We start from the raw sequence: 20885 nt of genomic DNA, 5'->3' as shown, positions 1-20885 counted from the left end.
AGCGCATCGGCAGGTGGGGATCACCGCCCCCATTCCGGTTCTGCACCTGGATGCCACTTGATGTTGCAGCCGATCGCCGGTCGCTGCTCAGCGGTCGGCTCACGGCCGGCCAGCACGGCCGCCAGGGCGGCGCGGAGGTCCGCGCCATCGCAGGGGAGATCGTTGCCCGGCCGGCTGGCATCGAACTGGCCCCGGTACACCAGGTGCAGCTCCCCATCGGCCCCCGCCGGGGCGAACAGGTAGGGGTCCGGGGTGCAGGCCGCCCGGAAGGCCCGGGCGATCACCTGGTCGGCATCGTGGAGGTAGGGAAAACGCCAGCCGTGCTGCAGGGCCTGGGCCCGCAGGCCTTCGGGCCCGTCCTGGGGATGGGTCTGCACGCTGTTGCTGGAGATGGCGAGGACCTGCAGGCGCGGCACGGCGCCCGCGGGAGCGAAGTCATCCTGCAGACGGCTGATCTCGGGCTCCACATGCTTCACGAAGGGGCAGTGGGCGCAGATGAACAGGACGAGCAGCGGGATCTGACCCACGGCTTCGAGATCGAGGGGGTCCCCGCTCACCTGGCGGGCCGCACCCCGGGCGATCTCCTCGCGGATCACCCCGAACGGCAGCACAGTGCCGAGAGGCAGCATGGTGGACGGCGTCAGCGCCATGGGCCCATCCCCGCATCAATGCCAGCCCCCACGCTAAGGATCCCCACCGCCCTGGTGTTGCTGCTGCTCTCAACCGGCTGTGTCCCCGCCCACCGGCAGCCCAGCTGGTCGATCTACCCGCTGCAGCGTCGCGTGCCCCACGACGGCCTGGCGGTGGTGAGCCAGCCCGACGGCTATGGCCTGCACATCTGGATCGACACCGACACCCGCCAGAGTGGCGTCTGCCAGCCCCGCTGGACCCCGGATGCGGCCCGGCTGTTCAACGGCAACGGCACGGCACCGTTCAGCTCGGGGCTGGCGGGGCGCCAGGAATTCTTCGCGGTGGTCGCCCGCGACGACGTGCGCCGTGCCCTGCGCCAGCAGAGCGAGGCCCTCTGCGAAGCGCTCGATCCAAAGCGCAGCTTCCAGTGGCTGGAGCCGCCGCTGAGCCCGGAGCAGGTGAAGGTGGAGAAGTTTCCCCTCCTCGAGGAGCCGGATCTGCTCAGTGAGCCGGCCGCGGTGCAGCAACGGGAGGACGCCCTCCTGAAGGGCACCCCCCCCGGCTCACCCTCACCCGAGGAGTGAACGGCCTCAGCCGAAGCCGCGCCACACCGCCGGTTCGGCCCGCCGCCAGTAGCGCGAGAAACGGCGCAGATCGGGGGCGGGATCCAGGGCCACGAATGGCTCGGGCTCCAGCACCCGCACGGGAAGCCGCGCCGCCACCCGCTCCCGGATCCGCCCGAAACGGGGATCCACCGCCGCGCAGGTCACCACCCCGTCGGCCCCATGGCGCGCCGCGAAGGCCAGCACCTCGTCGGCCACGTCGCCCTGGCGCAGCGTCACCGGCAGTTCCAGCAGGCACTCGTACAGAAAGCCGAGCCGCTTGCGGCTGAGGCCGAGCGCCTCGATCAGGGCGCGGTCGAACACGAACAGCGCCGGGGCGGCGGGCCAGGCGCGCAGGGCGGGATTCGTGGGGCCGAGCGCCTCACCGTGCACCCACACGATGGGGCGCTGCAGTGCTGGTGGTGGACCGTCGTCCGTGGGCACCTGGTCCGTGGACCCCCAGCCGGGAGAGGGAGCGGCTGGGGGCTGCGAGCCCTCGGAAGCAGCTGGAAACAGCCGCAGCTCCAGGCTCTCGTAGCTCGCCTGAAAGGGACAGCCTCCGGTGGCCGCCAGGGCGCAGCTGCGGCAGTGGCGGTCCCCCGCGAACCGCTCCAGGTTGGCCCGGTTGAAGATGTAGGGCTTGGTGCTGAAGCTGCTGGCCACCCACTGCCAGCTCAGGTTGTTGCTGGCCGGATCGCCATCCAGCAGATGCTGCAGAAACCAGCGGGCCCCGGCCTGCCAGCGCACCCGCCGCCAGTGCACCACGTAGCTGGCCAGCCACAGCCGCGCGTGGTTGTGCAGCCAGCCGGTGCCGGTGAGTTCGGCGACAAAGGCATCCATGCAGGCCAGGCCGGTGCGGCCGGCAGCGATGTCGGGGGGCAGGTCGGGGGCATAGGCCGTGGCGGGGTGGCCGGTGCGGAGCGGATCGAGGTCGTGCCAGATGCCGTCAGCGAGCTGGAGCCACAGCCGCAGCCAGTAGTCGCGCCAGCCGAGCTCGTTGATCAGCTTGCCCGCCAGCTGCCGCGCATCGGCTCGGCGGCTCTGGCTGCGATAGCCCCGCGCCTCCAGCCAGGTCCACACCGCTTCGCGCACCTCCGCCAGCGTCAGCACACCGTGGCGGATGTAGGGGGATAACCCCGTCACGGCGCCATCGAGGTGGTTGCGCGTGCGGCCGTAGGCGATCGGATCGAGGCTCGCCAGCCGGGCGGCCGCGGCGGCGACACCGCCCCGCAGCGGGCTCAGGCTCCCTGCCGCCGTAGGGAAGAGGCGCGCCAGGGCCTCCTCCAGAGCCGCCCGGTCGGCCAAGGTCCGCGGCAGATCGCCATCCGCCCAGGCCCCTCCCTCCTCCCGACGAGCCGCTTCAGGCTGGGGAGCCAGCAGGCAGAGCCCGCCCCAGTAGCCAACGGGGAGTTGCAGGGTCCACCACTGGCTGGGCGCCAGGGGTTGGGAAGCCCCTGCCCGGCGGCCGGTGATGCCCACGCCGCGGGCCTTCAGGCCCGCCTCCAGCAGGCACCACTGCTGCAGGAACTCCTCCCCGCCGGCCGCCGGCGGCAGCTGGACCAACCGCTCCACCGTTTGGGGAGGCAGCATCCGCCTGGCGATGGGCTGCCAGAGCAGCCCGGGCCGGCGCCGCTCGAGATCCACACCCACGGCAGCAAAGGGGTGGAACGCCAACACCACCAGATCACCGGAATGGGCGACGTTGAACTGCATCCCGTCGGCTCCGGGAGGCTCCAGCTGCAGCAAGGGCTTCCCGTGGGGACCGGGGACCACAGGGAGTCTCCTGGGCTCCGCGGCCAGCCAGGTGCCGAGCAGCTGACGCAGGGCCGAGCGTCCGAGCAGGAACCGTTCCCGGTCGTCGTCCCGGCGGAAGGCCTCCAGGCGCTGCCGTTCCTCGCCGCTGAGCAGAGCGGCAAGCTCGGGGAGGGCCTGCTGAACCTCGGGACGGCGGCGATCGATCAGCCAGACACTGGGTTCGCTCCCCGCTGCCGGCCTGGGGGGGCAGACCCCCGGCAGCCACGGACGCGGCCGCAGAGAAGCGAGACCCTGGGCCGCAGGGACGCCCACCGCTGGGGGAGAATCGCTCGAACGCCACGGTTCCCGCATCGGCATCTCCGCTGCAACCGGCATTCGCCACTCTCCCCATGCTCCTTGATCTGCGCGGCAAGAAGGCCCTCGTCACCGGCATCGCCAACAACCGCTCGATCGCCTGGGGGATCGCCCAGCAGCTGGCGGCCGCCGGCTGCGAGCTGGGCGTCACCTACCTGCCGGATGAGAAGGGCCGCTTCGAAGCCAAGGTGCGGGAGCTCACCACCCCCCTCAACCCCACCCTGTTCGAGCCCCTGAATGTGCAGGAGCCCGCCCAGATCGAGGCCGTCTTCCAGCGCATCCGGGAGCAGTGGGGGTCGCTCGACGTGCTCGTGCACTGCCTCGCCTTCGCCGGCAAGGAGGAGCTGGTGGGCGACTACTCCGCGATCAGCCCCGAGGGCTTCGGCCGCGCCCTCGAGGTGAGCGCCTACTCCCTGGCGCCCCTCTGCCGCCACGCCAAGCCCCTCTTCAATGAAGGCGCCAGCGTGATCACCCTCAGCTACCTGGGCGCCGAACGGGCCATCCCCAACTACAACGTGATGGGCGTGGCCAAGGCGGCCCTGGAGGCCTCGGTGCGCTACCTGGCCGCCGAGCTGGGTCCTGAAAAGCAGGTGCGGGTGAACGCCATCAGCGCCGGCCCGATCCGCACCCTGGCCAGCAGCGCCATCGGCGGCATCCTCGAGATGATCCACAACGTGGAGGAGAAGGCCCCCCTGCGCCGCACCGTCACCCAGGACGAAGTGGGCAGCACCGCGGCGTTTCTGGCCAGCCCCCTGGCGTCGGGCATCACCGGCCAGGTGCTCTACGTGGACGCCGGCTACTGCATCACCGGGATGTGAGGTGAGGCGGAGAGTGGACGCTCCGCCTCACCGTTCGGAACCGATTCAGCCAACCACGGCTTCGCTTCAGCGAACCACGGCTTCAGAGAACCTTGGGGATGGTTCCGAGCTGAACAAGCAGACCATAGATGTCAAGCTGCGACCAACGCCCGACCACCTTGCCATCCTTGACTCGAACGGCGCTGATCCCGCTCAGGGTGACGGTTTTGCCATCGGGCTTGGAGCCGAACAGTGGGCCCTTGTCATGCACCCCGGTCAGCTTCCAGAAATGGGTGACGATGTCCCCTTCAGCCACGTCGGAGTGCTCGAGCTTGACATCACTCAAGGCGCCACGGAAGGCCTTGATGATCCCGGCAAACCCCTTGGTACCCATCTCCGGAGGGTGGAGCGGGGAATAGTCGTAGGTGTCGGCAACGATATACTCATCGAGAACGGAAAGATCGCCATCCACCCAGGCCTTCACCATCAGGTCGTGATATACCTCACGGGCCTTCTTGCTGGCCGCGTTGGTGCTGGTCAAGCCACTGGGGCAGGGGTAAGGCACACCCTGGTTGTACCACTCGGCGCCACGTCCCTTGGGCCCACAGGCATAGGAAGGAGCATTAAAGAAGCTTAGTGAACTCGGCGTCAGAGCAATCTGTTGCCGATCTTGCGGGAACATTTCATAAGCCTTAGCAGCCGCCCCAAGAGACAGCGAGGCAACAATCCCTGCACCCACAACAATCCCAGCACCCAGAAGTCGCCCAAGCGGCTTTTTACTACTCATGACGTTGACATTGGGGAAGCATCACATGGCTAGCAAGGCAAGGCCGTGCTGGCGCGGGGCGCGCCACAATTGTCGGCAAATCAGCACAATAAAATCCGGCCTTGGTCAGGCGCCTCTCAATCACCATACAATCACCCCAAAATTAAGCTGAAGCCAAGTGACAAGCACATCCAGACTTTGGCTCCTATCGGGTATTTTTGTTCTGGTGGCCGAACAGGCTTTTGGCTATCAGGCCAGAAGTGCAGAAAGACCGCCCACATCACAGGTTGCACGCAAGGAATTGCATCGGCCTATGGACAAACCAAGCCCCGATGAATCCCCGTTTGTAGAAACCCAGATTCTCAGCACACCAAACCGATCCCATCCAGATGGCCAGCAGCTGCTCGCCGAGCAACCAGCCACCAGAACAGCGCTGGAACCGGAGCTCACGACTGAAGGAGCAGAAGCATCCATCTCCAGCAGCACTGAATCAGAAAGCCTGAAGACCTCAGGAAGCACGGATCAACCCACTAGCCCGCAAATCTCTGAAACCCCGGAAAGCCAGCCAAGCCCGGACAGTGCCGAGAAAGAAGCTTGCCCACTCAGCAGAGCCCTCAATCTGGGTGTGACCAAAGCCCTGAAGCGGCCCGCAACAAACAACCCCTTGGACAGCTTCACCTACATCGCAGGGATCCGCTGTCGCGGCCAGGGCATTGAAAACCAGGACTTCATGTTTCAAAGCACAATCCCAGCACTGAACCGACTTTGGGACAACGGCGTCGAGATGATTGCCACCTTTTATCCCGACGCAACATGGAGCAGCTTTGAAAGCTCGGGATTTTCCACTTCCTACATCACATCGATCGATGTCTACACAGAGCGTGCGGGCATGTGGAAGGGCGGACAATTTCACTTTACAACAGCAGGGTTTACGACACAAGACGTCAACTTTGAGATCCCGGTTAATAATGTTGTAAGGGCAGAAGTTTCCCCGGCAAACGAATGGAGGATCTTCGAGTTGTGGTATGGTCAGCGCGTGATTCCTCAGCTTGAATTGCGGCTCGGCTGGATTTACCCATGGGTCAAACAAGCCTCGCACCAGACATCTGGAGTACTGCAGAATCAGATTTTTGACTATCCAGGCCTCTTCGGCACCACCGAATTTACGGGCAATTTTCTGCCCTATGCACAAGCACCCTTCGGCATGCAGGCCCTCTACAATCCCAATAGCCACCATCAGGTTTCATTGTTCATTGGTGATGGCAAAGCGGATCCCAGTGGAGGATTTGAGCCCCAGATATGGGATATCGAACTTTCAAGCGACGATGGCCTCGAAATCATCGCGGAGTACGCCTATCTGAACCACAGCAAGGATCCGACAAAAATGCCTGGATACTACAAGATCGGATTCCAGGCAAACACAGGCAAGTTCTTTAATTATGACACGACTGATTTTGATCGCAGTGGCATCTATGGAGGCTATATCACCCTGGAACAGATGATCTACGCCGAGCCCACCGAGCCGGCTCGGAGTCAGGGTCTGTTCATTTGGGGCAAGGCTGTTTACAGCCCGAATCCTCGCAATATTGTTGAATTTGCAGGATCCGCAGGGCTTTCCTACGCAGGACTGATACCTGGCAGGGACAGAGATGTGTTTGCCATTGGCCTCGGCCATGCTGACTACAACAACAATGCTGCTGATATAAATGCAGCTCGGGCTGCAGAGTCAGGTCTCGACAGAATTGCCTTCTCGGGCGAGACAGTGCTTGAAGCTGTTTACCAGGCACAACTGACACCATGGCTGATGCTGATTGCCAGTTACCAGTACATCATCGACGCCAGCCCCCTCGGCGTCGGCAATCCAGACGACAAATCTGGCCATGTCTTTCTGCTCAACACACGCATGGCCTTTTAATCATTCACGAAGATGGAGTTTCCGCGGCCCGCACCTTTGGGTGACCATCTGAAGGGGTCACTTTCCCTTTCCCTCCGTGGTGAACTCAACAAGACCGGCATCCTCCAGTGAGGCTTCCATCCACGCAACAATGCGCTCGCGTCCGTTGCCCAAGAGCCTGACCAACTGCTCGGCAAGAAATTGACTCTGCCCTTAGGATGGGCTGTTCATACGCCATCGCCATGGCTGTCGTCAAAATCGTCTTCCACTCGGGAACCGGCAACACGCGATGTCTCGCTGAAGCGGTGCACCGTGGTGCGGCCGCCCACGCCGATGCGGAGCTGATGGAAATCACTGGTTCAATGATCAGTGATGGCCGCTTTACCGATGAAGATTTTTTGGCCAAACTGGACTCTGCAGATGCCATCATCTTTGGCTCTCCTACCTACATGGGCATGGTGAGTGGGCAGATGAAATGCTTCTTTGATGCCACCAGCCAGCGCTGGATGTCTGGCGCATGGAATTCGAAACTTGCCGCTGGATTCACCACAAGCCTTGGCCTAAGTGGTGACAAGCAATCCACCTTGTCCTACCTCGTCACCGTCTCCTGCCAGCACGGCATGATCTGGGTGAGTTGCGATGCCCCCAATGGGCTGTTCCAGGGTGCCTCGATGGAAGAGGCCACCAATCGCTTGAGCAGCAACACGGGAGTGATGAGTCAGGTGAATTTCGGACCTGAATTTCATCCCACACCGGGAGATGAGCGCACGGGCGAATTGCTTGGCGAACGGGTTGCCAAACTTGCCGCGCGGCTGGCCTGACGTTGGGTCCTTGCTGGCTCAAATCGCAAAAAAAGGGGGTGGAATGCCCCCTCCATTTGTCTTGAAGATTGATGTGAACGTTAGTCAGCCCGGATCTGACTGAAAGGCGAATGCAGGGCTGGCATCCAGTACCGCGAACGCCATTCAGGCCGGCATACTCAGGCCTTCAGCTGTTCAACAAGGCTGTACTGGTCCCATACGTTCCACAGCTCATCAATCTTTCCAGCAGAGACACTAAAAATTGTGATCCCGTTCACATTGATTGATTTTCCGCTGGGGGGCATTCCATAAAAGTTTCCCGTCTGGGTTCCCGTGCAGGTCCAACGGCAGATCACCTTCCCATCGGCTTCGAATGTTTCGTGGACGTCGTAGAACGCATCAGGAATGCCTTCTACAAAACCACCAATAAAACCCTTGGCCGAAGCTGCGCCAACGATGTCGTGAGCATTGACATGGCCCACATAACCATCGGCGAGAATATCATCGAGAAGATCTATCTTCTTATCATTATATACTTCATAGAACTGCATAGCAGTTTTCACGGCATCTGAAGTCATGGCGGAGTGGAGTCAGGGGGTGAAAAGACAGAACCTTCCAAGCAATGCTAATCACCACTTAGAAGAAGCTCAGCGGCCATCTCTGCGATGACCATCGTAGGTACATGATTGTTGCCCGCCGTGGCATAGGGAGTCACCGAGGCATCCGCCACATGGAGGTTGGCGATGCCATGCACCTGCAGCCTGCTATCCACAACGCTCTCTTCTGGATCGGATCCCAGTCTGCAGGTTCCAACAGGATGCCAGAGGGTGCTGGCATTGCCACGCACATAGCCCTCCAGATCAGCGTCCTCGGGGAGCAGCGGTTCTCCCGCCAAGCCCTCCAGGCCGGGCTGCTTCACCATCTGGCGGCAGAATTCCACTGCCTTGATCAACACTTCCACGTCCTTGCGGTGGGACAGGTAGTGAGGATCGAGTTCCACTCGCTGCTTGGCTCCCAGGCGCACTCTGCCGACACTGACAGGCTGCACAAGGATTGGCAGAAAGATCATCACGGGTCCACCCAGGGGAGGCAGCAGGCGCTGCAACGGCCTTGGGGCAGCGGGGGTGAAATTCAGTTGCAGATCAGGAGCCCCCGAAGGGCTGTTGTTATTGAGATTGAGAAACAGGACATTGCCCGTGAGCAGCCTCGGATTGGGTATCTCCTTCTTGAGCCGATAGATCACAGGAAGCTGGAGATGATCCATCAGATGCTCCCCAACGGCCGGCAACTCCACCTTCGGCGGCACACCAGCCTTCTCCAGCGTGCGCGTCGGACCGATCCCGGAACGCTGCAGCAGCAGCGGTGTCAGCAGCGCCCCTCCACAGAGAATGATTTCCTGCTCGGAACGCAGGGTTTCGATCTCACCCTGGGAGTTGCGCACGTCCACGCCTGTCGCCCCACCATCAGGCCCCAGAACAATCCTGAGAGCCTCGCAACCATGGCGCACCTCGAGAAGCGGTGTATCCAGAATCTCAGCGAGATAGGCATTGAAAGCACTGTGGCGTCGACCCTGGCCATCGATGTTGAACTGGAGGGGGCCAGCACCATTCTCCTGACGGGGACCGTTGTAGTCCCAGTCGTCGGCGGCATAGCCGAGTGCGGCCGCCGACTGCTGGAATTCGGGTGAATAGGAAGCCGGATCCGGACAATCGCGCACCTCCATCAGGCCGCTCTGGAAACGACCTTCACGGGGGCCATCCACGTAGTTCTCGATCCTGGACAGAGCCCTGCGGGTGCGATCCAGACTCCACCGCGGCCCCCCTCGGCGCTCCAGATGCTCGTAATCACTGGAATGGCAGCGCACGTACATCATGGCGTTGATCGCGGAACTCCCCCCAACGATCTTTCCCTGGTTGACCGTGATCGTGCGGTTGGCCAATCCCTTCTGTCGCACCGTGGGCAGGGCCCAGTCGAAGCGAGTATTCCAAAGATTGATGAAGCCCTCGACATCCTCCACGTTGCTGGGATGCCGATGCATCTCCCCAGCCTCGATCAGCAGCACCTGTCGGCCGGCATCAACGAGTCGCCTGGCCAGGATGCAGCCGCTGGCACCGGCACCCACAACGATGTGCTGGGTCATGGAAGAACCTTGCAGGAGTGGGGCAACCGGGCCTGAGGCAAGCTGCGGAACAGGCCGCGGAACAGATGTGGAAATGTCGGGACTGGATGACTGAACGGCATCCGCGCTGAGCACCGGGCCACAACGCCAACCTAGCAATCATCGCCGGCCGCAACCATGGCGGTTGCTCAGCGCAACGAAGGCTGTCAGGGCGCCCCAACACATCGTGAATAAATCCGGTACTGGCCGAGCCCCCCTTGCCGAAGCCCGATAATGGAGCATACAGAATTGCTCCAGAATGTCTTCCAACCCCGCCGCAGGCAACCGGAGACTGGCCCGCCTCTATTACAAGCGTGTCATGAATCTGGCCGAAATCGATGTGATTCCCCAGATCATGGATGAAGACTTTGTCTTCACGATTCCCACCCACCCTGAAGTTTTCAAAGGCACCAAAGGATTTGAGGAGGAGGTCACAGGGCTGCATGGTGCGTTCCCCGATGTTCACCTCGATGTTCATCACAAGTGGTGCTTCGATGACCTCATCCTTGGCCTGTGGCGCGGTACCGGCACCCACACGGGAGAGAAGCCCCTCAGTACGCCCAGGGGGCCACTGCCTGCTACGGGGCACCCCTTCGACATCCAGGGGGTGAGCTGGATCCGTGCCGATGGAACACTGCTGCGGGAGAATCTTGCCAACGAAGACACACTGAAGATCATTCATGACCTCGGTGTTCGTGACTTCTCCTGGCTCTATCAGGCGGCAGGAGCCTCCCTGGCCGGTGGCTTCCAGTTCCCGTACGCCAGTTCTGGATCGCTGAGCTTCGACAGCCTCGTGCCGTGGAGCAGGATGGACCATCCCCTGCTGCTGGAACCCGCTACGTCCTCAGCTCAGATCGAAGCATTCTTCGCAGCCTATTGGAGCGCCTTTGAGAACGTTTCCATCAAGATCACCCATGCCAAGCGCTCCAATGAAGTGAATGCCTATCGCTGGGAATTCACTGCCGATCATGTGCGGCCATTCTTTTCCCTGCAACCCTGCCATCGGCCGATCCACCACCAAGGCGTCACGGTATGCCTGCTGGACGGACTCGGACGGGTGGTGTCGTCCTACATCAACGAAAATCTGATCGTGCTGATTGGACAGATGGAAGCCCAGCAAGGCTCCCCCTGACCTGCGGCTTGTCCGCAGCTTCTCGGGAGCCTGCCCGGCAGCCGGCACGATGATCGCAGCGTCATCACCGCCGCGTTCGGCTGGTGGCACGTGGCGAGCTTCCTGCCGAGATCTACGCTGCCTGAAGCTCAGCTCCGGAACACACCGCTTGTCCGCCTCTCCCTGTCGCACCGGTTCGGTTCACCGTGTCACCGGGGAAACGGATGTGAGCGTCTCGATCGCGCTGGACGGCTCCGGACAGTGTCGCGCCGCCACCGGTGTGCCGTTCCTCGACCACATGCTGCACCAGATCGCCAGCCACGGCCTGGTCGACCTGGAGATCAGCGCCAAGGGGGATACCCACATCGATGATCACCACACCAATGAAGATGTGGGCATCGCCGTGGGCCAGGCCCTGGCACAGGCCCTGGGGGACCGGCGCGGCATCCACCGCTTCGGCCATTTCGTGGCGCCCCTGGATGAGGCCCTGGTGCAGGTGGCGCTCGACTGCTCCGGCCGTCCCCACCTCAGCTACAACCTGCAGATCCCCGCCCAGAAGATCGGCAGCTACGACACCGAACTGGTGAAGGAGTTCTTCGTGGCCGTGGTGAACAACTCGGGACTCACCCTGCACATCCGCCAGCTCGACGGCGCCAACTCTCACCACATCGTGGAAGCCTGTTTCAAGGCCTTTGCGCGAGCCCTGCGCATGGCCACGGAGATCGATCCGCGTCGCGGCGGAGAGGTGCCCAGCAGCAAGGGGGTGCTGGAGCAGGCCGGCGCCTGATCAGCGGATCGGCTGGCGGGCCCAGAGGAACAGCCCGAGCCGTTCGGCATCGGCCATCGTGCGTTCGGCGTCGAGCAGCAGGGCCCCACGGGCCTCCCAGGCGATGCCCGCCAGGCCTGCCGCAGCAGCCTTGGCCACCGTCACCGGCCCGATGGCCGGCAGATCCATGCGCCGGTCCTGCTGGATCTTGGGAGCCTTGTAGAGCACGCCCGACCGAGAGCCGTCGGCAGGATGCTCCCGGGTCGAGGCCACCCAGTCGAGCATCGCGTCAGTACCCGGCAGCGATTCTGTGGCCAGGCAGAGCCCCCCCGCCACCACGGCGCCCTGGCCGACATCCACCCCCGAGATCGCTGCCACGATGTGGGCGGCCCGTTCCACGTCGGCCCTGTCGGTCTCGCTGGGCAGACGGCTGGCATAGAGGCCGGGCTCGGGCAGCAGGTGGGGCGCCACCTCCTCGACGCCCACCACCTCCAGACCCAGCTCCTCGATGATTTCGGCGAGGGAGCGCAGGGAGGCGTCGTCGCCCTTGCGGAGCGACGCCAGAATCCGGGGAGCCGCCAACAGGGTGGAGCCCTCGAAGCGCATGATGTTCAGCGCCCTGGGGCGATGGAACTTCCCCACCATCACCACCTGACGGATGCCGCGCTTCTCGAGAGAACGGAAAAAGGAGATCGACCGCTCGAAGTAGAACTCCTCGGCCTCCTCCAGTTCGACATCGAGTCCGTGGGGTGTGCAGATCAGGTGGGCACGACCCACCGCGCTGAGTGCCTGCGAGAGCATCCGTGGGAGTGCACCGGCACCGGCAATGATCGCGAGGGTCGGGTCACCCATCTAGGCCGGCTTCTGGATCCCGGGAAGGTTTGGGCAGTCAACTGCCCGCAAGCCGGCCCTGACCGGCCGGAGTGGACACGTCCTCGGTCGTCATCGGGTCCGGGCTGAGCTGCCGCAGCAGCTCCTGGGGCGTCAGCCGTCGGTCGGAGGCGGCCTCACCGGCTTCACGCAGCGCCCGCAGCGTGACCAATCCGGCGGCGGCCTCCTCCTCTCCGATCACCGCCGCATGGCGGGCGCCGGAGCGGTCGGCCCGCTTGAACTGCTTGCCGAAGGCCGCGCCACTGGCATCCAGTTCCACCCGCAGACCCGCCTGGCGGCAGAGGCGCGCCAGCGGCAGCGCCTGGGCTTCTGCAGCTTCCCCCCGGCTGATCACATAGAGATCCACGGGCTGGGGTGCCAGCTCGGCGGCATCCGCCCTCTGGGCGAGCAGCAGCACCAGGCGCTCCATCCCCAGGGCCCAGCCCACGGCAGGGGTGGGGGGGCCGCCGAGCTGCTGCACCAGACCGTCGTAGCGACCACCGCCGCAGACGGTGGCCTGGGACCCCAGCTGGCTGCTGGTGATCTCGAAGGCGGTGTGGCTGTAGTAGTCGAGGCCGCGCACCAGACGGGGGTTGAGCGTGAAGGGAATGCCGAGCGCCTCGAGGCCCTGCCGCACCCGCGAGAAGCGTTCGTGGCTCTCGCCGCTGAGGGCATCGGCGAGGCTGGGAGCCCCCTCGAGCAGGGCCTGGGTGGCGGACACCTTGGAGTCGAGAACCCGCAGCGGATTGGTGCTGATGCGCTGCTGGGAGTCGGGATCGAGCTGATCGCGGTGGGCCTCCAGCCAGGCCACCAGTTCGCTGCGGTAACGGGCCCGGTCATCCGGGCTGCCGAGCGTGTTGAGCTCCAGCGCCAGGCCGCCCACCTCCAGGCCGGCGAGCAGATCCCAGGCGATGGCGATCGCCTCCACGTCACTGCGGGGATCGGCGAAGCCGAGCAGCTCCAGGCCGATCTGGTGGAACTGGCGCTGCCGGCCGGCCTGGGGCCGCTCGTAGCGGAACATCGGGCCGCCGTACCAGAGCCGCTGCGGCCCCTGGCTGAGCAGGCCGTGCTGAATGGCGGCCCGCACCACCGAGGCCGTGCCTTCCGGGCGCAGGGTGCAGCTGCGTTCTCCCCGGTCGCGGAAGGTGTACATCTCCTTGCCCACCACGTCGGTGGCCTCGCCGATGCCGCGGGCGAACAGCTCGGTCACCTCCAGCAGCGGCGTGCGGATCTCCCGCACCACGGAGCGGCGGAAATGCTCCGCTGTCACAGCCTCCACGTGCTGCCACAGGGGAGTCTGCTCCGGCAGCAGGTCCACCATGCCCCGCAAGCTCTGCAGCGACGCCAATCCCTGTGCAAGCGAATGGGCTGAGTCTGCCTGGCGGCGTGGGCCCCTCAGGCGTGGTAATCGCGGTACCAGCGCGCAAAGCGCTCCACACCCTGCTCCAGCGGGGTGGATGGCCTGAACCCCACCCAGGCCTCGAGCAGGGCCGTGTCGGCCGCCGTCGCCGCCACGTCGCCGGGCTGCATGGGCTGGAAATCCTTGATGGCCGTCCGTCCCAGGGCCCGCTCGAGCACGTCGATGAAGTGCAGCAGCGCCACCGGCTGGCTGTTGCCGATGTTGAAGATCCGGTGGGGTGCCCAGCTGGTGGCCGGATCCGGGGACACCGCCTGGAACGCCGGATTCGCCGTGGCCGGCTTCTCCAGGCAGCGGATGACCCCCTCGACGATGTCATCGATGAAGGTGAAATCGCGCCGCATGTGGCCGTGGTTGAACACCCGGATCGGCTCCCCCGCCTGGATGGCCCGGGCGAAGAGCATCGGCGCCATGTCAGGGCGGCCCCAGGGCCCATACACGGTGAAGAACCGCAGGCCCGTCGCCGGCAGGCCATAGAGGTGGCTGTAGCTGTGGGCCATCAGCTCGTTGGCCTTCTTGGTGGCGGCGTAGAGGCTCACCGGATGGTTGACAGCCTGCGCCTCGGAGAACGGCAGGTTGGTGTTGCCGCCGTACACCGAGCTGCTGGAGGCATAGACGAGGTGCCGGACGCCATGGTGGCGGCAGGCCTCCAGCACGGTGCCGAAGCCCAGCAGGTTGCTCTGGAGGTAGGCCTGCGGGTTCTCGATCGAGTGGCGGACCCCTGCCTGGGCGGCCAGATGCACCACCCGGTCGGGTTGCCGCTGCTCAAACAGCGCCAGGAGGGAGGCCCCGTCCTCCACCGCCTGGTGGCGGAAGGTCCACTGGCCCGGGGCCGCCGTGGCCTCCAGGCGGGCCAGGCGTGCCTGCTTGAGAGCCGGGTCGTAGTAGGCGTTGAGGTTGTCGAGACCCAGCACCGACTCGCCCTGCTCCAGCAGGCGGCGGCAGACCGCCGCGCCGATGAAGCCAGCGGCCCCGGTCACCAGCACCGGGGCACTCATGCCGCTGGAAGGCTGGTGCGAAACCAGGCGATGGTGGCCTCCAGTCCCTGCTCCAGGGGCACCGAGGGCTCCCAGCCCAGCTCCCGGCGGGCCAGCTCAATCCATGGTTGCCGTTGCAGCGGATCATCCTGGGGCAGGGGCTCGAAGACGAACTGCAGCTCCGGGTTGATCCGGTCACGCACCAGCTCGGCCAGCTGGCGGATGGTGAATTCCCCAGGGTTGCCGACGTTCATCGGGCCGGTGTGGGTGCCGTTCATCAGCCTGATCAGCCCCTCCACCAGATCGTCCACGTAACAGAAGGAGCGGGTCTGCTCGCCGTCGCCGTAGAGGGTCAGGGGCTTGCCGCGCAGGGCCTGCACGATGAAGTTGCTCACCACCCGGCCGTCATCGGGGAGCATGCGAGGTCCGTAGGTGTTGAAGATGCGCGCCACGCGGATCTCCGTGCCATGCATGCGGTGGTAATCGAAGCAGAGGGTCTCGGCGATGCGTTTGCCCTCGTCGTAGCAGCTGCGGGGGCCGATGGTGTTGACGCAGCCGCGGTAGTCCTCCGGCTGGGGGTGCACCTCCGGATCGCCGTACACCTCACTGGTGCTGGCGAGCAGCAGGCGTGCGCCCACCCGGCGGGCCAGGCCGAGCATGTTGTAGGTGCCCAGGAAGCTGGTCTTGGCCGTCTTGATCGGGTTGTGCTGGTAGTGCACCGGAGAGGCGGGACAGGCCAGGTGCCAGATGCGATCCACCTCCAGCTGGATCGGCTCGGTCACGTCATGGCGGATCAGCTCAAAGCGGGGGTGGCCGATCCAGCGGGCGATGTTGGCCTTCCGCCCGGTGAAGTAGTTGTCGAGGCAGAGCACCTCCTCGCCGGCTTCCATCAGCCGATCGACCAGATGGGAGCCCAGAAAGCCGGCCCCTCCCGTGATCAGATTGCGCGGGAGGGAGGCCGGCACCGCCTCAGCCCTGCCCGATGCGCCAGACATTGAGGCCCGCCGCCCGGGCGGCCGCCTCGTCGGCCCGGCCGCGGGCATCGAAGAGCCAGGCCGGCTGGCGCATCACCGCAGCAATGGCCATCCAGTCCAGCGCCGCGAACTGCTCCCACTCGGTGAGCAGCAGCAGGGCATCGGCCCCCAGCGCCGCCGCCTCCACCGAGGCCACCAGACGCCAGCTGCCTTCCCCCTCACCGGCCGGCTGGCCGAGGTCGAGGCCGATCTGGCGCTCACTGACCTTCGGGTCGACGATCATCAGCTGGGCGCCCTCCTCGAGCAGATCCCGGGCGATGCGGATTGCCGGGGATTCGCGGGTGTCGTTGGTGTCGGCCTTGAAGGCGAAGCCCAGGATGGCGAGCCGCTTCCCCGTCACGGTGCCGAACAGCCGGGTCACCACCAGCCGGGCGATGCGGTGCTGCTGCCAGGTGTTGAGCCGCACCACCTGCTCCCAGTACGCCGCCACCTCCTCGAGGCCGTAATGACGGCAGAGGTAGACGAGGTTGAGGATGTCCTTCTGGAAGCAGCTGCCACCGAAGCCAGGGCCGGCCTGAAGGAACTTCGGCCCGATCCGGCTGTCGGCCCCGATCGCGCGCGCCACCTCCCGCACGTCGGCGCCGGTGGCCTCGCAGAAGGCGGCGATGCCGTTGATCGAGCTGATCCGCTGGGCCAGGAAGGCATTGGCCGTGAGCTTGCTGAGCTCACTGCTCCAGAGGTTGGTGCGCAGGATGCGCTCCGGGGACACCCAGTGGGCATAGACCGCCGCGAGCACGTCGATGGCGGCGGGATCATCGCCACCGATCAGCACCCGATCGGGGTGCTCCAGATCCCCGATCGCCGTGCCCTCCGCCAGGAATTCGGGGTTGGAGAGCACCGAGAAACTCTTGCCGGCCACGCCGGCGCCCAGGATCGCCTTGACGGCCTCGGCCGTCCGCACCGGCAGGGTGCTCTTCTCCACCACGATCGTGTGGCCCTGGGCCGCCTTGGCCACGGTGCGGGCACTGGCCTCGACCCACTTGAGGTCGCTGGCCTGGCCGGCGCCGAGCCCCCTGGTCTTGGTGGGGGTGTTCACCGAGAGGAAGACCATGTCGGCCGCGGCGATGGCCTCCTCCACCGCGGTGGAAAAGAAGAGGTTGCGGCCACGGCAACGCCCCACCACCTGATCGAGCCCGGGCTCATAGACCGGCAGGCGGCTCAGATCCGGATCGTTCCAGGCCGCGATCCGCGCGGCGTTCAGGTCAACGACGGTGACCGTGATGGCGGGGCAGCGATCGGCGATCACGGCCATGGTGGGTCCGCCCACATAGCCCGCGCCGATGCAGCAGATGCGTTGGGGCAGCGGAGCGGAGACGGCCGTCGTCAAGCACGGTCCAGGCGGGTGCAGGAAAGGTAAGACGGCTGAGGCGGCCCTTCCCTGACAGGCCACCAGCGGGAGTTCTGGATCAGCTCGACTCGCAGGCGCGTCGGCTGTGATCCAAGACGCGTCAGCTGGGATCAACAAGAGTTGGCAGGGCCATGCTCCTCATCACGGTTGCCCCAGCCAGACCTGACGTCGGCCGGTCTGGTCAGCCCGGCCCCTCGGGCTGGCTGACCGGGGGGATCGGGGAGGGAAGAAAGGTCCTCCAGTCGAGGTTGCTGATCGGGTTGAGCACCTCATAGGGCCCCTCCCCCACGGCCACGTCCAGCAGGTCCGGACGGCCGGAGCGTACCTTCAGGCCATCCCGCAGCCGAATCCGCTGCAGATCGCCCTCCTGCAGGGTGTTGGTGTACACCACCTCCCCGTCGAGCTTTTCCACCTGAACCCAGGATTCGCCGCGGGCACGCAGCAGAAGATCCTGATCAGCTCGCCGCGGCGTGGAGGGATTGGCGGCAGGCACCGCCGTCGAGGGCCGCAGCGATGGTCCGGGGGCCTGCGTGGGGGCCTTCAGACGCCGCAGTCCGACGTCCGCCAGCACGACCAGCAGCGCCACACCCCCCACCGTCCCGAGCACCAGCAGCGGCAGACGACCGCGACGCGGAAGAGGGAGGGTCGGCCAGCGGGGGGGCGCGACGCTGGAGGGGAGATGCGCTGCAGCCGCCCGGATGGTCTCCCAGCGGCGGCGCAGACCACGACGCCAGCGCTTGAGACGAAGGGAGCGTGGCCGCCGTGGCGGGGTCGGCACCGCAGCCAGGTCGGTCGTTGCCGGAGGCAGCGCTGGCTGGGGTTCTGCGGCCGGCAGGGTTGCGGCGAGCTGCTCCTGAAGCGCGCGCCGCTCATCCATCAGGCGGCGGATGTCCTGGGCCAGGACCTGGAGTTGATGGCGGAATTTCGTCTCGTAGATGGCCGGCAGCTCGTCGAGCATGGCCTGGTATTCGGCCAGTTCCGCCTGGGCGCGGGTCAGCTGCTGCTCCAGTGCCTCGATCGATTCACCAGTCGAGCCCGACGCGGCCTCAGGCTGACCTGGTGTCGGGAAAGGCTCCATGGGAGATTGGCCCAGGAGGGCAGATGCGGACGAACGGAACGAAGCGGCAGGTGGGGCCCTGGATCTCAGTCAGTAAGAACCCGTGCCGAGGAAATCTCGAACTTGACGGGTGCCCGGTTGGTAGCCGTAACCATAGACCCCTCCCTGCTCATCATTGATGATCCGCGGGGTCACCATGATGACGAGCTCACGCTTTTCCTTACCGCCAGATGTACTACGGAAGAACTGACCGATGAGAGGGATATCGCCAAGGATCGGCCACTTGCTGACCTCTTGCCGGTCAACCTCGGAAATCACACCGGTGAGAATCAACGTTTGACCATCGCGAACGCGGAGCGCTCCGCTGTCCAAGCGGCGAACGTTGAGGATCGAAATCGGCGGACAACCCAATCCGGACGGAATGGTGTCAACGACGGCCGAGACACTGGGGGAGAGAGCAAACGTGACGAATCCATTGTCGTCGATCTTCTCAACTCTGGCCCCCAGCACCAGGCCCGCGGTGGTCAACTCGGAAATTGAACAGGTATTGGTGCCGGCATTGTTGTTCGTCGTAGAATCAACTTCGGTGGGCACGTTCGTGCCGACACGCACCACCCCTTCATTGGCTCGTCTGCGGCCGATCGGAGAGTCAATTGAGTAGGAGTCCAGTCCGCCCTCATCATTTGAATCAGAGCCGCCACTATCCCTCCTGATTTCAGCGGGATTTTCCGAAAGAATCAGCGTGGGGCTGGCAATCACCTTTGTAGAGCCCGAAACAATCTGGGCCCTGAGGAAATCGTAGAAGCTGTCGGAAGGATAACTTTGACCCGGATTGACGCGTCGTGAGCCGCTGAAGTTGGAAGTGGAATTGGAGGTGGTCTGAACATTACGGCCCAAGGTACGAGACAAAATCCGCTCGACGCTTCTTTGGAACCGATCCGAGTTGACATCAATCGAATTACTGCTCGGCACAACCACAAACTGTCCATCATCCTGTTGGACCAGTTCAGAACCCGTCTCAGTAGTCAGCTCTTGGTTGATCTCACTGAGCTGGTTGCGGGTTAGCCCCCGATCCAAGCCTCGGGTGATGCTGAGAGAATCGGATGAACTCCTGGAGAACGTCTCTTGCTGATTGAAGGAATCACTGTCAGCCGGCAGATAACGGCCGAAGGCGCCCAGCAGCTGGCCGCTGTCGTTGACGATCAGGTTGTTACCAAAGCGGAAGGCAAAGGAATTGTCAATCTCAGTAGTGTTATTCAGCTCAACGTCAAGAATCTTGACATTGAGCGCCACCTGGCGCTGGCGCAGATCCAGCTGGCGCAGATACTGCTCCGCAATCCCGACCACGGCAGGATCGCCCACCATCGTGATCGTGCCCAGCCGGGTGTCCGTGGTAGCACGCAGGCCAAGCAGAGGGCCGGTGGAAGCGCCGTAGGCCTCCACCGTGGTGGTGCTGCTGGCCTGGGTGGTCTGGGCACTGGATGCCGAGGAGATCGCATCACCCTGGGTCACACCCTGGGTCACCGAGGTGGTGATCGTGTTGGTCTTGGTGACAGAAGCCCCCAGGTTGGCCAGGTAATCAGCTGCGGCGTTGGGGCCCACCTGGTTGAGGCGGTAGACCTTGGAGACCTGGGCGCCGAAGCTCTTCGAGAGAGCCGTAGGCCCCGCAAAGATCATGCTTCCCTCGAGCTTGCCCTGCAGACCCGCCGCCAGGAGGGTGGTGTTGATGGCACGGGCGTAGCTCTCGCCTCGAAACGCCACCGAGATCGGCTGGGTGCCGCTGCTGCCTCCAGCGCCCCGTGAACCGCCGTCCCCCGACTCTTCCACATAGGCAAAGCCATACCCGCCGAGTTGGGCCAGGGCCATCAAGGCATCCTTCGCAGGAGCGTTCTTCAGCGTCATCGTCACCGGCGGGCCGGAGACATTGACGTAGCCCGGGTTGCGCAGCGTCATGGTGCCCACGGCCATGTCACCGAGGGGCGGGGCCACGGCCCGGGGCTGAAGCGGAGGGGCGTAGCTCGGCAACGGCACAGCCCCGGGCTGGGCCAGGCTGACCCGGTTGACCTGCAGGGAGGCCTGGGGGACGGGGGAGGGGAAGGAGAGGATCAGATTCTCACCATCGGCGCTCACCACCGGCCTGGCCAGGGTCACGCCCGGCATGGGGGTGACGCCAAGCGTGAAGCTGCCACCACCACCGTCGAAGCTGATCCCCTGGATCCCCACCTCAGGCAGTGACAGCCGCTGCGGGCCTGCCTTCAGGGCGGTCGGAGTGGCGGTGAACACCTGACCCTGCCAACCGGGGCCGTTGCTGGATTGCTGGAGCTGGGGAGAGATTCCGGTGCCCTCGATCACGAGCTCCACGGAATCGGGCAGGCGCCTCACCTTGAGTTGAACGGCGCCGGAGACTTCCGGGGTACGGACCGTACTCGAGCCGGGTGATGAGGAGCGGGGAGCCGCGTCGCTCGCGACTCCCAGCAAGGAGGTGCTGAGCACCCCTCCTGCCAGCGCCACGCCCATCAGTTTCGCCCTGTTAAGCCGTCCCAATGCAC

The 20885-nt window shown here is 64.6% G+C and carries 19 protein-coding genes; 7 read left to right on the top strand and 12 right to left on the bottom strand.

The window, feature by feature from the left end; genetic code table 11:
• Positions 1–20: 20 nt before the first annotated feature.
• Entirely contained in the window at positions 21–629 is a 609-nt protein-coding gene (locus tag ACLD7X_RS02675; RefSeq protein WP_412007154.1) for a thioredoxin family protein, read from the bottom strand.
• A gap of 39 nt (positions 630–668) precedes the next feature.
• On the opposite strand from ACLD7X_RS02675, the gene ACLD7X_RS02670 reads away from it, so the two are divergent.
• Entirely contained in the window at positions 669–1214 is a 546-nt protein-coding gene (locus ACLD7X_RS02670) for a hypothetical protein (protein ID WP_411421913.1), read from the top strand.
• Between the two features lie 6 nt (positions 1215–1220).
• Here ACLD7X_RS02670 and ACLD7X_RS02665 read toward each other — a convergent pair whose 3' ends face one another.
• Positions 1221–3299 carry an FAD-binding domain-containing protein gene (locus ACLD7X_RS02665; RefSeq protein WP_425625050.1) on the bottom strand — a complete coding sequence of 693 codons (2079 nt, stop codon included), beginning with the start codon at positions 3297–3299 and terminating at the stop codon, positions 1221–1223.
• Positions 3300–3376: 77 nt separating this feature from the next.
• Here ACLD7X_RS02665 and fabI point away from each other — a divergent pair, with 77 nt between their 5' ends.
• Entirely contained in the window at positions 3377–4159 is a 783-nt protein-coding gene (gene fabI, locus ACLD7X_RS02660; RefSeq protein ID WP_411421911.1) for an enoyl-ACP reductase FabI, read from the top strand.
• Between the two features lie 82 nt (positions 4160–4241).
• Here the strand turns inward: fabI and ACLD7X_RS02655 are convergent, their stop codons facing one another.
• Entirely contained in the window at positions 4242–4679 is a 438-nt protein-coding gene (locus ACLD7X_RS02655; RefSeq protein WP_412007153.1) for an ester cyclase, read from the bottom strand.
• A 403-nt stretch (positions 4680–5082) separates the two neighbouring features.
• Here ACLD7X_RS02655 and ACLD7X_RS02650 point away from each other — a divergent pair, with 403 nt between their 5' ends.
• Both ACLD7X_RS02650 and ACLD7X_RS02645 read left to right on the top strand, forming a co-directional pair.
• Positions 5083–6819 carry a carbohydrate porin gene (locus tag ACLD7X_RS02650; RefSeq protein WP_412007152.1) on the top strand — a complete coding sequence of 579 codons (1737 nt, stop codon included), beginning with the start codon at positions 5083–5085 and terminating at the stop codon, positions 6817–6819.
• 221 nt (positions 6820–7040) lie between these two features.
• A complete protein-coding gene (locus ACLD7X_RS02645) occupies positions 7041–7619 on the top strand; it encodes a flavodoxin family protein (RefSeq protein WP_411421908.1) in 579 nt (192 codons plus the stop codon).
• A gap of 158 nt (positions 7620–7777) precedes the next feature.
• Here ACLD7X_RS02645 and ACLD7X_RS02640 read toward each other — a convergent pair whose 3' ends face one another.
• Both ACLD7X_RS02640 and ACLD7X_RS02635 read right to left on the bottom strand, forming a co-directional pair.
• Positions 7778–8176, bottom strand: a complete 399-nt coding sequence (locus ACLD7X_RS02640; RefSeq protein WP_411421907.1) for an ester cyclase — start codon at positions 8174–8176, stop codon at positions 7778–7780.
• A gap of 47 nt (positions 8177–8223) precedes the next feature.
• Positions 8224–9693, bottom strand: coding sequence for a GMC family oxidoreductase (locus ACLD7X_RS02635; RefSeq protein ID WP_425625052.1), 1470 nt, complete (start codon positions 9691–9693; stop codon positions 8224–8226).
• Between ACLD7X_RS02635 and ACLD7X_RS02630 the strand changes: the two genes are divergently transcribed.
• From ACLD7X_RS02630 to hisB, 3 genes are all read left to right on the top strand, one after another.
• Positions 9625–9774 (top strand): hypothetical protein, encoded by a 150-nt coding sequence (locus ACLD7X_RS02630; RefSeq protein ID WP_425625053.1) that lies wholly within the window; start codon positions 9625–9627, stop codon positions 9772–9774. The genes ACLD7X_RS02635 and ACLD7X_RS02630 overlap by 69 nt on opposite strands.
• A gap of 241 nt (positions 9775–10015) precedes the next feature.
• Positions 10016–10888 carry a nuclear transport factor 2 family protein gene (locus ACLD7X_RS02625; protein WP_411421905.1) on the top strand — a complete coding sequence of 291 codons (873 nt, stop codon included), beginning with the start codon at positions 10016–10018 and terminating at the stop codon, positions 10886–10888.
• A 148-nt stretch (positions 10889–11036) separates the two neighbouring features.
• Positions 11037–11654, top strand: a complete 618-nt coding sequence (gene hisB / locus ACLD7X_RS02620) for an imidazoleglycerol-phosphate dehydratase HisB (RefSeq protein ID WP_411421904.1) — start codon at positions 11037–11039, stop codon at positions 11652–11654.
• Here hisB and ACLD7X_RS02615 read toward each other — a convergent pair whose 3' ends face one another.
• From ACLD7X_RS02615 to ACLD7X_RS02585, 7 genes are all read right to left on the bottom strand, one after another.
• Entirely contained in the window at positions 11655–12485 is an 831-nt protein-coding gene (locus ACLD7X_RS02615) for an LpxI family protein (protein ID WP_411421903.1), read from the bottom strand.
• 37 nt (positions 12486–12522) lie between these two features.
• Positions 12523–13851 (bottom strand): histidine--tRNA ligase, encoded by a 1329-nt coding sequence (gene hisS / locus ACLD7X_RS02610; RefSeq protein ID WP_411421902.1) that lies wholly within the window; start codon positions 13849–13851, stop codon positions 12523–12525.
• A 47-nt stretch (positions 13852–13898) separates the two neighbouring features.
• Entirely contained in the window at positions 13899–14918 is a 1020-nt protein-coding gene (locus ACLD7X_RS02605; protein ID WP_411421901.1) for an NAD-dependent epimerase/dehydratase family protein, read from the bottom strand.
• Positions 14915–15862 (bottom strand): UDP-glucuronic acid decarboxylase family protein, encoded by a 948-nt coding sequence (locus ACLD7X_RS02600; protein WP_411421900.1) that lies wholly within the window; start codon positions 15860–15862, stop codon positions 14915–14917. The genes ACLD7X_RS02605 and ACLD7X_RS02600 overlap by 4 nt, the downstream gene beginning before the upstream one ends.
• Positions 15863–15866: 4 nt before the next feature.
• Entirely contained in the window at positions 15867–17258 is a 1392-nt protein-coding gene (locus tag ACLD7X_RS02595; protein WP_412007151.1) for a nucleotide sugar dehydrogenase, read from the bottom strand.
• Between the two features lie 202 nt (positions 17259–17460).
• Positions 17461–18357 carry a DUF4115 domain-containing protein gene (locus ACLD7X_RS02590; protein WP_411421898.1) on the bottom strand — a complete coding sequence of 299 codons (897 nt, stop codon included), beginning with the start codon at positions 18355–18357 and terminating at the stop codon, positions 17461–17463.
• Positions 18358–18426: 69 nt separating this feature from the next.
• On the bottom strand, positions 18427–20853 hold the full coding sequence (locus ACLD7X_RS02585) for a type II secretion system protein GspD (RefSeq protein ID WP_411421897.1): 2427 nt from the start codon (positions 20851–20853) through the stop codon (positions 18427–18429).
• Positions 20854–20885 lie beyond the last annotated feature (32 nt).

Source organism: Aphanothece microscopica RSMan92 (assembly GCF_046613545.2).
Lineage (GTDB): Bacteria > Cyanobacteriota > Cyanobacteriia > PCC-6307 > Cyanobiaceae > NIES-981.
This window is presented reverse-complemented; position numbering and strand designations above follow the sequence as displayed.